At 49.3% G+C, this 15,306-nt stretch carries 8 protein-coding genes; all 8 read right to left on the bottom strand.

The window, feature by feature from the left end; translation table 11 throughout:
- Positions 1-6 precede the first annotated feature (6 nt).
- Entirely contained in the window at positions 7-1,128 is a 1,122-nt protein-coding gene (locus T325_RS03150) for a porin (RefSeq protein ID WP_143058345.1), read from the bottom strand.
- A 152-nt stretch (positions 1,129-1,280) separates the two neighbouring features.
- Positions 1,281-2,522 (bottom strand): esterase, encoded by a 1,242-nt coding sequence (locus T325_RS03145; protein ID WP_036910335.1) that lies wholly within the window; start codon positions 2,520-2,522, stop codon positions 1,281-1,283.
- A 15-nt stretch (positions 2,523-2,537) separates the two neighbouring features.
- A complete protein-coding gene (locus tag T325_RS03140) occupies positions 2,538-3,644 on the bottom strand; it encodes an alpha/beta hydrolase (protein WP_036910333.1) in 1,107 nt (368 codons plus the stop codon).
- A complete protein-coding gene (locus T325_RS03135; RefSeq protein WP_081911023.1) occupies positions 3,644-5,986 on the bottom strand; it encodes a beta-glucosidase in 2,343 nt (780 codons plus the stop codon). Before T325_RS03135 ends, T325_RS03140 begins: the two co-directional genes overlap by 1 nt.
- Positions 5,987-6,668: 682 nt before the next feature.
- Positions 6,669-9,032 (bottom strand): beta-glucosidase family protein, encoded by a 2,364-nt coding sequence (locus T325_RS03130; protein ID WP_036910331.1) that lies wholly within the window; start codon positions 9,030-9,032, stop codon positions 6,669-6,671.
- A 175-nt stretch (positions 9,033-9,207) separates the two neighbouring features.
- Entirely contained in the window at positions 9,208-10,416 is a 1,209-nt protein-coding gene (locus T325_RS03125) for an esterase (RefSeq protein WP_231622181.1), read from the bottom strand.
- Between the two features lie 80 nt (positions 10,417-10,496).
- On the bottom strand, positions 10,497-12,062 hold the full coding sequence (locus T325_RS03120) for a RagB/SusD family nutrient uptake outer membrane protein (RefSeq protein WP_036910329.1): 1,566 nt from the start codon (positions 12,060-12,062) through the stop codon (positions 10,497-10,499).
- Between the two features lie 18 nt (positions 12,063-12,080).
- On the bottom strand, positions 12,081-15,125 hold the full coding sequence (locus tag T325_RS03115) for a SusC/RagA family TonB-linked outer membrane protein (RefSeq protein ID WP_036910327.1): 3,045 nt from the start codon (positions 15,123-15,125) through the stop codon (positions 12,081-12,083).
- Positions 15,126-15,306: the final 181 nt, after the last annotated feature.

Below are 15,306 nucleotides of genomic sequence, written 5' to 3'. Positions count from 1 at the left end.
TTCTATTTAGAATGCGACTTGGACCTGGGCCTGAAGCCAGTTATAGTCCTTTGAACTGATATTCTCACCACAGAGGCAGCGGGTGTACTGTAACTGCATACGGCACTTCTTGTAGAACCAGTACTGCAGACCGAGTGTCAGATTGGTCTGTTCCCATCCGTCCACCTTAGTATTACGGTCGAAGGTCTCACCGCTGGCTACGACATCAAGTGCGTCGACTACAGGAATACAGACGGTAGCATAACCACCACGCGAGCCAACCTCGCCATCCTGACCACCGAGCCACTCTGCACGGATAGAAGCAGGACGGGCCTCCTTGTATTTACTTCCTGTGTAGGCCTGAGTCTTATACTCTACGCCTACGCTGTAACGATTGCGCTTATAGTTATCGCCTACCTGTATATCAGGATTCCAGGCAGCATTACCTACAGCACAGCCTGTACCCAGATAGCCCGATGTCACGAAACGGAGTCCTGGCATGGGACGCAGTTCGAGTTTGGCAATAAAGTCTTTCTGATTGTTCTGGTCCTTACGATTGATACCCTGACCGCTCATCAGGGCCAGTTCGTAGTGTACCGCTCCCTTAGCCAGATCACCATACACCTCAAGTCCCATATCACGACCGTAGTTCACGCCGTTCAGCGGATCGGGGCCTTCACCAGCCAGATAGAGCACGGCTTGTGAATAGACATCAATCAGTTCCAACTGTGTGGGCGAGAGCGGGTTCTCCATCGAGTAAGAGTGCTTGAACTGTCCCAGACGGACAGTCATCTCATTGCCTTTTGAAACTCTGTAATCGGTATAGAACTCCTGAACAACACTCGAGAAGTCGTGCATAAACAGGAACGACCAGCGGTCGGTGATACGTGCCTTTGCCCATAGTAGCGTACGTTTAAGGTTGTAGGCATTGGTTTTCTTGCCATTAGGATCCTGGTATGACCAGCCTCCCTGAGCATAACCATTCAGTGTGATACGACTGGTGAGGTCGTCCATCCAATTCACTTCGCCATCTTTCTTCTGTTGCCCCATAGCGGCAACACTGCTGAACACTGCCAACATCATGGCGAGTGTCCTACGCTGAGCGATACGGCTTATCCGAACGCTCAATCCGCAAGTTTTCTGTTTCATTTTGTCATTGTTTATGTTGAAATTTAGGTCCTTGCGGCGGCAAAAGTACAATAAATCTATCAAACAGACAAAGATTTTGGCAAAAAACTTATCATTTAAAAGAAAACCCCGCTCAAAGGAGCGAGGTTTTTACTTTAGCGGGGAAGACGCTTCTACTTGAATATCTTCTGAGCGAACATCGTCAGGTAGATACGCCAGTTACGCCAGATATGTCCGCCGTCGGTCTCTACATACTCATACTTATAGCCTTTGCTGTCCCAATAGTTGCGCAGGTCGACTGTGCTCTGGTAGAGGAAGTCGGTCTTACCCATACCCATCCAATAGAGCTTGGGCTTGCTACCGAAGAGCTTTGCACTCTGCTGAGCAAAAGTAGGACTGTTCTCAATCTGCTTGGCAAACGAAGCCTCATATGTACCATTCTCCAAGTGCAGGCCAGCTGAGAAAAGACCGAAGTAATCGAACTTATTAGGATAGAGCAGACTTACATGGAAGGTATGTCCACCACCCATCGACAAACCGCAGATAGCACGATGAGAACGATCCTTCAGGGTGCGATAGTTGGCATCCACATAGTTTACGATATCCATAAAGCTCTCAGGGATAGAAGCTGCGGCAGGAGCTGTAGGACCTGTGCCTCCGTCGCGGAAACCTGGTGTGTACATACCCCATGACCACTCGCCAGGAGCAGCCTGACAGTTAGGATTACCATTAGGCATTACCACAATCATGGGCTTGGCCTTTCCTGTAGCAATCAGGTTATCGAGAATCTGTGCGGCACGTCCGAGTTCGCTCCAGGCATTCTCATCACCACCAGCACCATGCAACAGATAGAGAACGGGGTACTTACCACCCTTATCGTAGCCGGCAGGGGTATAGATAGTCATTCGGCGCTGCATCTTCAGCGTAGGACTGTTATACCAAACCTTGCTCAGGTTGCCGTGGGGCACCTCGTTCACCTTATACAGATCGCCCTTGTCGCCCTTCTGGTCGCTTACGATGAAGATGTTGGTAAACGAGACGATGTCGCGGTTCACATAGATATTGGCAGGGTCCTTCACGCCAGACATACCGTCGATATTGAAGGTATAGCTGTACATCTCAGGAGCCAGCTTATCGGTGGTATAGCTCCACACACCGTTCTTTCCCTCCTTCAGTTCTGCCACGCCAGGAGCATCATAAGTGCCATAGCCAGGCACCTCAATAGCCTGAGTGGGCAAGAAGTCGCCCGTTACCTCAACCTTTACGGCTTTAGGAGCAAAGAGATTGAACGTAACTGTTCCATCGGCGTTAACGATGGGTGATTGTACACTGGCACTGTTGAAGAGTTTCTCCTGTGCCTGAGCGCCAACGCAGCACATAGCTGCCAGCGCTAGAGTCATGATTTTTTTGTTCATACGATTGTTACAATGCTATTTAAAAATACGTTGTGCCAATTGATGTAAATTATTGCGCCAAGTGTACCATGTATGACCGCCAGGAGCGGTGTAGTACTCGTATTTAACGTTGGCAGCATCGAAAAGTTTAAGCGTAGCCAAACCATTCTGATAGGCGATATCCTCAGGATCGCCCTGTGTAAATACAAGCTGGCGCACATTCTTCTTAATACCATCGGCAGCTTTGTTAAGACGCTGGCGATAGCCCTCGAACTGCTCCTTCTGGGCAGGGAACCAACCAGCGCTCAACACCCAGAAGTATGCAAACTTATCGTTATCGTTAAGAATCGTCTCCATCGTTTCCATACCACCCATCGACAGACCGGCCATCGCACGGTGGGCCTTATCTGCAACTACACGATAGTTATCTTCGATATAAGGAATGATGCTACCTACAAGGTCCTGCTCGAACAAAGGCACCTCGTCCATCATGTTCTTAACAGGGATTGAACCATTAGGCATCACAACCACCATAGGTTTCATCTTGCCTTCGGCCATCAGGTTGTCGAGGATGTTTCCTGCACAGCCCACACCAGGCCACGAAGCATCGTTGTCGCCACCGCCATGTATCAGATAGAGCACAGGCAGCTTGTCGGCGTTTTTTTCATAGCCGGCAGGTGTCCATACATGCAAACGGCGCAAGCCCTTTAATACCTTACTATAATAATAGCGCTGCGCAATGGCACCATGAGGGATGTCGGCACGCATATCATAGAACTGCTTGCCATCGCCGATATTTGCCAAAGCTGATGTCTCAGCTGAAAGTGCGCCTTTAGGATCCTGTACCTTCACCCCATCGATGGTAAAATTATAGCGATAAACGCCATCCTTCAAATCGCTTACTACAGCGGTCCACACACCATTATCGGCCTTAGTGAACTGCAAGGGTTTGCCCCAAGGCATGGCATCGCCGCCGAAGCCTACCTGCTTGGCATTAGGGGCATAGATACTGAAAGCCACATTACCATTACCCAGGTTGCGAACAGGTTGTAGTGTATCGTTAGGTGTTGCCTGCGTCTGCCACTGTGCCATCATAGGCACAGCGCAGAATGCCAGCGTTATTATTGAAAAGAGATGTTTCATTATCGTTTTAATAAGTTCAGTTTCACATTGGGTTGCAGCACGTTGTGTACCTTCTGAGTCCATGCCTTCACGTTGGCCGACACCTTGGCCTCTACGTCGCTGGCCGATGAGCAGATCAGGAAGTCATAACGTCCGGCATCGGTCTTCCAGGCTGAAGCCTTCTCGTTGAACGAGGCCATATCCTGGGTCTTCAACTGCATGGTCACCACCTCGCTCTCGCCTGGCTGCAACAGACGGGTCTTGGCATAGTTGCGCAGCTCCTTGGCGGGCTTGTTCAGCTTCTTGCTGTTGGGGGCTGCCACGAAGAGCTCAACCACGTTGCGTCCCGCACGGTCGCCTTTGTTCGTCACCTTTACCGATACGGTATAGGTGTCGCCCTCAACCTTCACAGCAGCATCGCTGTAACCAAAGGTGGTATAAGAGAGACCGTAGCCGAAGGGATATGCCACAGGCTTACCAAACGAGTCGAAATAGCGATAGCCCACATAGATATCCTCTTCGTAGTTGGTGAAGTCGATATTAGCCTGAGGCTTACGCTCCTTCTGAGCCTGGTCCTTGTTGTAGCCCCACATGAACATGGCACCCAGCGTCTTATCATCTACCTCGCCAGGGAAGTTCTTATCTGCATAAGCGTCACCATAGTTAATCTGGAAGGTCATGGGCAGCTTGCCGCTGGGGTTCACCTTACCGCTGAGCACGTCGGCCACACTGAAGCCGCTCTCCTGTCCGCCCTGCCAGGTACACACCAAGGCGTCAATCTGACTCTGCCATGAAGCCACGTCGATAGGACTGCAGATGTCGAGCAATACAACCACCTTCTTGCCTTTGGCGTGATAAGCCTCGCTCACCTGCTTGATGAGCGCCTTCTCACCTTCCTTCAGATAGAAATCGGTAGCATTACGGTCGGCAGCCTCTCCACTCTTACGACCCAACGAGATGATGGCCACATCAGAGCCATCGATGGCAGCAGCCATTTCCTCGGCAGTAAAGCTCTTTTCCTCAGCACGGGCTGGGGGCATCAGCGAGAAAGCGGGACGGCCATTGGGGAACAGGCGTTTCTCCTCATCGGCGATGTGTTTCAGATAGGTACTGATAAGGGGCTTGTACACCTCATAGCCGGCACTGCGCAGACCTTCGACAAGCGACACTGTGTAGTGACCTACTGTAGTACCGCCGAAGCCAGAGCCGCCCGATATCCAGTCATAACTTGTGCATCCGAAGAGAGCCACGCGTTTGCCTGTAAGAGGCAGAATGCCATTGTTGCTGAGCAGCACGATACCATCGGCACCCACCTCACGCACCACCTGGGCATGAGCCTTCAGGTCGGGTTCATTACTATACTGATAGCCCTTGAAGTTATGTGTCTTCACGATATACTCAAGAATACGCTTCACGTTGGCGTTGAGCACGTCCATCGAGAGTTCACCGCTCTTAGCAGCCTCCAGAATGGCCTGATACTGCTTGTCGTTACCCGGCTGCAGCATATCGTTGCCTGCCTGCATGGCGGCCACAGCATTGTCGCCCGCATTCCAGTCGCTCACATACATACCCTTCCAACCCCACTCGTCGCGAACGATGGTTGTCAAGAGGTCGCGATTCTGCAAGGTGTAAGGGCCGTTCAGCTTATTATATGATGTCATGATGGTCCAGGGTTCACCCTCCTTCACAGCAATCTCGAAGGCTTTCAGATAGATTTCACGAAGGGCGCGCTGCGACATCTGCGAGATGTTGCTATTACGGTTCGTCTCCTGGTTGTTGGCAATGAAATGCTTCGGACAAGCTGCCGTTCCCTCGCTCTGCACGCCACGCACATATCCGGCGGCAATGGTACCTGAGAGATAGGGATCCTCTGAGTAATACTCGTGGTTACGACCACAGAGGGCATTGCGAATCAGGTTCATCGAGGGAGAGAGAATCCAGTCGAGTCCGAACTCACGCACCTCGTTGCCGATGCCCTGTCCCACTTTGAAGGCGGCCTCACGATCCCATGTCGAAGCAAGTGTCATCGAGGCAACGAAGTCGGTGGGATAATAGTCGCGATGATCCCAGTTGCGGTGATCCTGCATGCGCAGTCCCTGCTGGGAATCGGCACAATAGGTTTCGGGAATACCCAGACGGGCAATGCTGAAGGTGCTACCAGCCGTACCAGGGAACTTCGCCTCGTCGTTGAAATGCATGCCACAACCAAGCACCAGATGACACTTCTCTTCAAGCGTCATGGTGCTCAGTACTTCGTCAATGTTATCCGCTCTTAGCTGTTGGGCAGACAGACGAAGGCTGTAGCCGCTCAGAGCGACTACAGCCACAACTACCAAATTAATCTTTAGAATCGAATTCTTCATTTGTTGTTTTTATCGTTTTTGTTATTATATGATTGTCGACGCGCTTTTATTCCAGCTATCGCAGACGACTGCAAATGTACGAAATCTTTTTCGATCGGCGATGCAAAAGTAGATAAAAAACAAAAAAAACGCATTCTCATGTGTTCTTTTGTTTTTCTGCCCTGTTCAAAAGCGTCTCATTTCTTTCGTATTTGTTCAAATCTGTTTCAATTCGTTCAAATGCGCTCCGTCCGGCGTCTGTTTTTAACGATTCTATTGAATATATAGAGCAATACGTCGCCCAATACCGCATATCCGGTTAACACGCCATCAAAGGGTGGCAAGAATAATTGTTATGGCCGACAGAAATAAACCTTCACTATGACAAAGATAATCCTATCAGATGTAATATAGATTATTTTGCCGAACAATTTAGACTAAATTGCAGAGTAAAATAGACTAAATTGGTCGGCAATTTAGTCTATTTTGCATTCAAAGAGATAGTCTCTGTCAATAAGCGGGCCGTTCCATGCCAGCCAAAGCGCTATGATATGACAACACCGCAAGCTACCTCATCAATACATGATACAACATAGAAACGCTAAAGAGAGCTAATCAACAGATGCTTTATATTGAAAAAAGAAAAACAGCCCCCACTCAACATGAGCGGAGGCTGCTATTATAAAGACGTATAAACGTTGACTTAGCGTTTCAGGAGGTTCATCGGGGCCTGGGGCTTCAAGACGTTGTGAACCTTGGTCTGCTGGCCTTTAATGGTTGCAGGGAGCGTGGCCTTGATGTCTTGCGATGAAGCAGCGACATGGAACTGGTATTCTCCTTCGGCAACAACCCAGGCAGAAGCCTCTGCATCGAAAGAAGCAAGATCGGCAGCCTTGACCTTCATTGTCACCATCTCGCTCTCACCAGGCTTCAAGTCCTTGGTCTTGACATAGGCTTTCAGCTCCTTGACAGGCTTATTGGCGGCTTTGCTGTCGGGGGCAGTAGCGTAAAGCTCAACAACCTCCTTGCCTTCATGACTGCCCGTGTTGGTAATCTTCACTTTGACGACAATATCATCGCCGTTTACCTGACAGCTGGCACCTGTGTAAGAGAAGGTCGTGTAGCTCAGACCAAAGCCGAAAGGATAGCTCACAGGAACATCGAAAGAGTCGAAGTAGCGATAACCCACGTAGATGTCTTCTTCGTAGTCGGTATAATCGACATTCTTCACGTTGGCACTCTTTGAGCCCTGGTTAGTCATATCGATGCGGGGATCCTGATCAATGGGGAAGTTCTTTGAGCTATAAGCGTCGGAGAACTTCACGGGCCAAGTCATGGTGAACTTACCAGAGGGCGACTGACGACCGCTGAGCACGTCAACCACACTGTTACCACCTTCCTGACCAGCCTGCCATGCACAGAGAATGGCATCAGGAAGAGTGTTCCATGAAGCAGTCTCAATGACGCCACCGATGTTGAGCAGTACTACCACCTGCTTGCCTGCCTTGTGATAGACATCACACACTTGGGTAATCAGCTGGCGCTCCGAGCTGCTCAGATTGAAGTCGGCAGCCTTACGGTCCATGAACTCACCAGAGATACGACCCAGAGTGATCACAGCGATATCGGAAGCCTCAGCCTGCTTGGCCAGTTCATTAGCAGAGAACAGCTTCTCGGCAGGTAGCGGACGTGGCATGAAGCGGAGCAGCATAGCATTCTTGGGATCCTTCTTAGCAGCCGCCTCAATCTCGGCCTCAACCTTAGCCTTCTGCTCTGCAGCATAGGTAGCGTAGGCAGTCTTCAGTTCCTCAGAAACAGTATAGCCACCATTCTTCAGACCATCGAGCAGAGAAACGACATAAGCGTGGTTTACATTACCAGAACCTGTGCCACCAGCGATGAAGTCGTAAGAGGTGTTACCATAGAGGGCTACGTTCTTCACACTCTTGGCAAAGGGCAGAGCCTGATTATTCTTCATCAGCACCATTCCCTCGGCAGCACTCTGACGAGTTACCTGAGCATGAGCCTTGAGGTCGGGCTTGTTAGAGTACTGGTAGCCCTGGAAGCGCGGACTCTTCTCCACAAGATTCAGCGTGCGCTGGACACTGAGGTCAAGATCAGCCTCAGCCAGTTTGCCACTCTTCACACCAGCCACAATACTGTCGAACTGCTCTTTCTTACCAGGCTGCAACATATCGTTACCTGCCCACATCTGCTTGGCACCGTCCTTACCACCAAACCAATCGGTCATCACGGTACCCTCGTAGCCCCACTCATCGCGGAGGATTGTCTCGACTAGATCCTTGCTCTCTGAGGTGTAGACTCCGTTAATGTAATTATATGAGGTCATCACTGTCCAAGGCTTACTCTCCTTGATAGCTATCTCGAAGCCTTTGAGGTAGATCTCGCGGAGGGCACGCTGGGAAATGTGCGCATCGTTGTTCATGCGGTTGGTCTCCTGATTGTTGGCAGCGAAATGCTTGATGCTGGTACCGACATCGTTCTTCTGCACACCAGTGATATAGGCAGCTGCTGTCTTACCTGCCACAACAGGATCCTCACTGTAATACTCGAAGTTACGCCCACAGAGAGGGTTGCGCATGATATTGAGAGCAGGAGCCAGAAGTACATCGGCACCATATTCCTTCACCTCCTCACCGATGGCCTGACCTACTTCCTCTACCAGCTGAGTGTTCCAAGTAGAAGCCAACAGGGTTCCGATGGGGAAATGCGTACAATAGTAGGTGGCAGAATCGCCTTCACGGGTTGGGTCGATACGAAGACCAGCAGGGCCATCGGCCAATACAACAGCGGGAATACCCAAAGAGTCGAGAGGATAAGTAGTACCTGCAGCACCAGGTACGAGACTGCGGGTGGCACCAATCACAGCATCATTGCCGCTAAAGCCTGCCATACCAGTACCAATGACGAAGTGGGCTTTATCTTCAAGTGACATCTTTGCCATCACCTCTTCCTGGTTGATAGTGTACTTAGGAGCCACCTTGTCAGCAGTGGTACAACCCACTGCCAGGGCTGCAACTGCAAAAAACAGAATAGATTTGTTCATAGATAAAAAATTTTAGGAGACAGGGAGACAAGGAGTACAGGGAGTCCAAGACATTACTTGATGAACTGTGGGAAGTGGCAGAGCTATTGTCCTGCACTCGGCTTAGCCGCTTTGCTTGTCCAAGAACTCCTTGAACTCCCTGTACTCCCTGTCTACTTGTCTCCTTATTAATTAATTATTTAAAAAGTAACGGAGTGAACTCTGAGAGATAGATACGCCAGTTGCGCCAGATGTGACCTCCCTCTGTCTCGAGATAGGTATACTTGTGCCCCTTAGAGTCGAGATAAGCACGCAGGTCGTTGTTGTTCTTGATCAGGAAGTCAGTCTTACCAATACCAATCCAGAAGAGGTTGGGCTTCTTGGCGAAGAGAGCATCGATCTTCTTGTCACGGTCTGCGTATATCTCAGCATGGCCGTTAGGATCGGGCTGATTCTGATCGACAGCTGCAGAGAACAAGCCTACGTAACCGAACATATCGGGATTGTTGATAGAGACGAAGAGGCTATGAAAGCCACCCATCGACAGACCCGCGATGGCACGATGGGCTTTGTCCTTTTTCACGCGATAGGTCTTCTCAATGAAATTAACCACATCAGGGAAGGCGGTCTCAAAGCTACCTTCCATGGTCTTGGGAAGCATCATGGTAGGTACACGGAAGCCTTCAGAGGTCTCACCTGGGCAAGCCTCCTGCGAGATATTACCATTGGTCATCACCACGAGCATGGGCTCAGCCTTGCCCTGGGCGATGAGGTTGTCGAGAATCTGAGTGGCACGGCCTAGCTCACTCCAGGCATTCTCATCGCCACCGATACCGTGAAGCAGGTAGAGCACGGGATACTCCTTACCGCTGGTCTCATAGCCAGCAGGGGTGTAGACTGTACAACGACGTGTAAGACCGGCGGTAGGACTCTCATACCAAACCTTGCTGACAGTGCCGTGAGCCACCTTATTGACCTTGTAAAGATCGGAACGGGCATCACCACCGATGAGCAGCACGCTGAACAGGTTGTTGATGTCGCGGATATTGTAAACATTCAGCGGATCGATAATCTTTACGCCATCTACAATCATATTATAGGTGTAGAGTTCTGGAGCCAGGGGGGCAGAAGTAAAACTCCACACGCCCTTATCATTCTTCACGAGGTCTACCACACCTGGAGTCTCATAGGTATTGCCACCGAATTCAACCTTCTTAGCAGGCAGGAAGTCGCCTGTAATCTGTACCTTCTGGGCCTCGGGGGCTATCAGGTTAAAGCTAACGGAGTTGTCTGCATTAACCACGGGGGATGCCACCTGTGGGCCCTGTCCCCAGCTGAGGTTCTGCTGAGCCTTTGCTGCCATTCCGATAAAGCAGAAAGCAGCGATTACAAAAAGTTTTCTCATATTACTAATCTTATTTAGTTATTGAATGGTGCAAAGATAAGAAATTTTTCCGATATCCCTGCACCATTCTATGTTAATAATTACCAACCCGCGTTGGGCTGCATGTTTGGATTGAGCTCAAGTTCCTTCAAAGGAATAGGCAGAAGCATGTTCTTATCCTGGAAGCCATACTTGTCGTTATGCCAGTTCCACTGAACGCCAGATGCAGTGAAGGCAGGCACGTCCTTACCCTGATTTCCCATAGCAGTCTTGGCATCACCCCAGCGTACAAGGTCCTGATAGCGCACACTTTCGTTACAGAGTTCCAAACGCTTTTCTGTCTTGATATCTTCGAGGATTACACTGGCCAGAGGAGTCTCCTTGGCACGTATACGAATCTGGTTGACATACTCAAGAGCCTTGGTGGCATTGCCTGCCTGCAACTGTGCCTCAGCAGCCATCAGCAGAACCTCTGCATAGCGCATCACCTTCAGATCGATGAACTGAACGCCTTGGAAGAACATCTGATCGACAACACAGTCTTCTTTAAGCGACTGGTTCTTCCAGAAGAAGTATCCCTCACTGCCATAAACGCTGGCACCCGGCTGTACGTCAACACCGAAAGCCTTGAGCTGATCGTAGGTCATGATCGACTTGCTGAGGCGATAACCATCAGCACCCTCCCAGGCAACGAAAGCATCATAGAGCGACTTGCGGGGGTTAGAAAATCCGTAGGTACCAAGAGCCAGTTTCATCATAGCCTCACCACCATAAGTGAGCACACTGGTGCGCCAACCCTGCATGAGGTAAAGCATGTCGAACTGGTTCCACATCTGCTCTGGATCGTAACGCTTCTGGAGTTCGAAGAGCGATTCGCAGTTATTGTTAGCAGCTGCATGGAACTGGGCGTCGTACTCACCCTGATAGAGGGCATACTTGTTTGAGCCAATCACATTTTCGAACATAGCAGCGGCCTCGCTGTACTTACCCTGGAAGAGATAGGCCTTACCCAACAGCGCCTGAGCGAACTCTTTGGTTACACGGATACCCGTCTCCTGATCGTTTACACCGCTTTTTGAGGGCAGCGTTCCACTGTTAATAGCCTCTGTGAGATCCTGCTCAACGAAAGCCCATGTGTCAGCAGCAGTGCCGTTAGCCTGACGATATTCGCTGGCAGCCAACAGATGATCAACCTTTGGAGCCGTGCCCCAGAGGGTAACGAGTTCGAAATGTCCGAAAGCACGGAACACCTTCGCCTCGTTGATGGCACGCTTCATCACAGCAGTCTCACCTTCAGTCTTATCGATAATCAGGTTGGCCTTGTAGATAATGCCATAGAGCCCAGAATAGAGGCTCTCTATCATACCATGGTTAGAGTCGAAACGATACTCATTGAGTTTTTCCATCTCACCATTGTCACCACGCTGACCACCGCCACACCAGATATCGTCGGAAAGCAGGTTCTTGACGAAGAACCAGTTGTAATAGTTGCTACGCATCTCGAGATACATAGATGCTGTTGCGGTATTGATATTCTCGTCGGTAGTGTAGTATGTATCCATACTACCCATGTTGCCGTGTTTCTCAATGTCGAGTTCACTCTCACAACTGACAGTCATCAGCGACATCACACCCAGCAATGCGATATATAATTTATTCTTTTTCATTGTCGTTAAAGTAAAAAGTTAGAATTCAATATTGAAACCAAGTACCACCTTCTTTGAAGTGGGATAAGCACCCTTGTCGACACCCATACCTGTGGTAGTGTTGGCAGCAGCTTCCGGATCGAAACCGGGGTAGCTTGAGAAGGTGAAGAAGTCATCGAGCGATCCATAGACACGGGCGTTGCTGATACCAACCTTGCTCAACACGTTCTTTGGCAGTGTGTAACCCAACTGGATCTGTTTGATCTTGAAATAGCTTCCGTCGTAGATCATAGCGCTTGAGTCAACATACTTGTCCATGTCGTTAGCGCCCGCACGGGGCTTTGTACCTGTGGTGTTTGTCGGAGTCCAACGGTCGTCGTAGAGCACTTCCTTCATCTTATTCGATGTAGCGTAGTCAGGACGGTTGATACAATTGAATATCTTATTGCCGTGAGAGCCTGTACCGAATACGGTGAGGTCGAAGCCCTTGTAGGCAGCATTCAGGGTAATACCATAAGTAAAGTCAGGAATGGCATTTCCAATATCAGTCAGGTCGTCGTTGTTCACCACGCCATCGCCATTGATATCCTTAAACATGGGATCACCAGTCTCTGGATTAATCTTGTCGAACTCGAAGCCACGGAAATAGTATACGGGATAGCCCTGCTCGAAATAGGTGATAGTGTAGGTGTGGAACGTGCTACCAGCCAGACGGGTTATTGAAGGATCAATATAAGTCACCTTATTACTCAGCGTAGAGAGGTTTGCACGGATGCCGTAGCTGAAGTCGCCAATGTGGTCTCTCCATCCCAATTCAAACTCAAATCCTTTGTTCTCTACATTACCTGCGTTGATAGGTGATGTAGCGCCACCGATAACCAGCGAAGGTGTTGTGTTCCAAACCAGCAGGTCTTTTGTCTTCTTAGTGAAGTAGTCGACGCCGAAGGTCAGGCGACCACCCATCAGGATACCGTCAAGACCGAAGTTCAGCTGTTCTGAAGTCTCCCACTTCAGGTCTTCATTACCCATGGTTGAGGGAGCTGCTGCCTGTGTATACTGGATACCAGAGCCGAAAGGATAGAGCCCACCCAGAGCGATATCGGTACTATAGCTGTAACCACTGAGTGCAGAGAGGCTACCGTTCTGGCCCCAAGAGGCACGGAACTTCAAACTGTCGAAGGCTTTTTTCAAAGGAGCAAAGAACTTCTCCTCGCTGATGGTCCAACCTACTGATACAGCGGGGAAGTAACCCCAGCGTTTCTTCGGAGAGAGTTTTGAGAGGTCAGCAGCATCAGCACGGAGTGAAGCCTGCAACATATAACGACCCAGGAAATCATAACCCAGACGACCAAAATAAGAGAACTTGGTGCTGCTGGTAGTCTCACCGCTAACACCCTTCGTTGCTGAGGCGTTGGCATAGTTCAGGTAGTAGAACAGGGGATCGTTCTTCTTGATGGCATCCTCACCATTAGAAGTTAGCTGACCCGTTACATAATCATAGCTTGAATCCTGGAACGACATACCCACCATAGCACTTACTGTGTGGTTGCCAAAAGACTTCATATAGTTAGCAAAGTTCTCCCACTGGTAATAGATTGTAGTGCTCGAGGTGTTGCTCTGATCCACATAATCGCGGCTCTGAACGGCGTTGCCAAAGAAAGGCAGTGAGGTAGAAGAAGAGCGTGTTCCTGTAAGACGATAACCAAAGCGTGAAGTGACAGTAAGGTTAGGAATCAGCGTAAAGTCACCATAGACTGATCCCGTTACATTAAAGCCAGAATTCTTATTCAGTCCATTATCGCGCATAATCATAGGATGATACTGCTCACCATTGTAGAACTGGCTCACACCATAGTAGTTATCATTCCCGTCCTGTAAGAATGTCTTGCCCATGGCTTGATACGCCTGAAGGTTCGCAGGCAGTTCTTTACCATAGGTATCTGGAGTCAGAGGATCCATCATGAGCACAGCTGTCAACAGAGAGCCGTACTCATTATTGGTAGACACCTGACGGACATTGTATTTCTCTACCTGATTGGTGGTACCCACTTTCAACCAGTCTTTAATCTTATATTCACCATTAACGGTGGCTGTAAGACGCTTATAGGTGTCTGCATCGCCTTTTACAATACCGTCATTATTAAGGTATGAAAGAGCCAGATAATAGTTCCCTCGATCGTTACCGCCAGTGAATGAGAAGTTATGCTTCTGCATGTGACCATGCGTGAAGGCCACGTCAGTCCATTTTGTATCTGTCTTACCATCCCAGTTGGCATTCATATAGTCCTGTGTAAAGAGGTTGCCCTCCACCATATACTGCATATATTCCTTAGCATTCAGCATCTTGGGGATGCGAGCCAGACTCTCATCAGTCCACATGAAGTCGTAGGCAATCTTACCTTGTCCTGCCTTACCCTTCTTGGTTGTGATGAGCACTACACCATTACCGGCTTCAGCACCGTAAATAGCAGCAGAAGCAGCGTCTTTCAGAATTTCCATCGAGGCGATAGTGGCAGGGTCGATACCACTAATGTCGCTCAGACGTACACCATCGACCACATAGAGGGGCTCGCTGCTTTTATTAGAAGAATAACCGCGCACACGTACGGTGGGTGATGAGCCAGGGGCTGCTGAGGTTGAGATAATCTGTACACCAGAGGTCTTACCCTGCAAAGCCTGTTGTGCGTTCGAGATGGTACGGTTCTCCATATCCTCAGGCTTTACTTGCGAGATGGCACCTGTCACACTACTCTTTTTCTGAACACCATAACCTACTACAACGACTTCATCGAGTACTTTGTTATCGGGCTGCAGACGAACGGTCATGCCATTCTTAGCCGCCAGCTCCTGTGTCTCGTAGCCAATGTAAGAAACAACGATGGTTTTTCCCGCGTTCACGTTAATGGTAAAACGTCCATCAAAATCTGTAATCGCTGCATTCTGGCTATTAACCTTGTCAACGATTGTCGCACCGATCACGGGTTCACCGTTCTCGTCGATCACTGTGCCCTTGACTCCTTGGGCGAAAGATGTCACTGACATAAATAATGCCATCAACACCATCAGTAAACTGATCTTTTTCATTTGCAATTGTTTTGAGTTAAATGTTAGATAATACTTTGGTTTGATTAAATTTGCGACGGCAAAGGTATATAAATAAAAATCAGGTGGCGTTTCAAGGCGTTCTTTTGATTTTCGTAAGCGTTCAAAAATATCGAGAGTCTTTCCTATTTGTTCAAAACTTGTTCAATTTGTTTAAAAAACA

The organism is Prevotella sp. FD3004 (assembly GCF_000746155.1).
GTDB lineage: Bacteria > Bacteroidota > Bacteroidia > Bacteroidales > Bacteroidaceae > Prevotella.
Note: the sequence above shows the minus strand (reverse complement) of the source record. Positions and strands in the feature narration are given on the sequence as shown.

Bases quoted from the DNA above. Each gene is read 5' to 3' on its own strand.
- T325_RS03120 (WP_036910329.1), bottom strand. From the start codon at position 12,062: ATGAAAAAGAATAAATTATATATCGCATTGCTGGGTGTGATGTCGCTG.
- T325_RS03125 (WP_231622181.1), bottom strand. From the start codon at position 10,416: ATGAGAAAACTTTTTGTAATCGCTGCTTTCTGCTTTATCGGAATGGCA.
- T325_RS03135 (WP_081911023.1), bottom strand. From the start codon at position 5,986: ATGAAGAATTCGATTCTAAAGATTAATTTGGTAGTTGTGGCTGTAGTC.
- T325_RS03130 (WP_036910331.1), bottom strand. From the start codon at position 9,032: ATGAACAAATCTATTCTGTTTTTTGCAGTTGCAGCCCTGGCAGTGGGT.
- T325_RS03150 (WP_143058345.1), bottom strand. From the start codon at position 1,128: ATGAAACAGAAAACTTGCGGATTGAGCGTTCGGATAAGCCGTATCGCT.
- T325_RS03140 (WP_036910333.1), bottom strand. From the start codon at position 3,644: ATGAAACATCTCTTTTCAATAATAACGCTGGCATTCTGCGCTGTGCCT.
- T325_RS03115 (WP_036910327.1), bottom strand. From the start codon at position 15,125: ATGAAAAAGATCAGTTTACTGATGGTGTTGATGGCATTATTTATGTCA.
- T325_RS03145 (WP_036910335.1), bottom strand. From the start codon at position 2,522: ATGAACAAAAAAATCATGACTCTAGCGCTGGCAGCTATGTGCTGCGTT.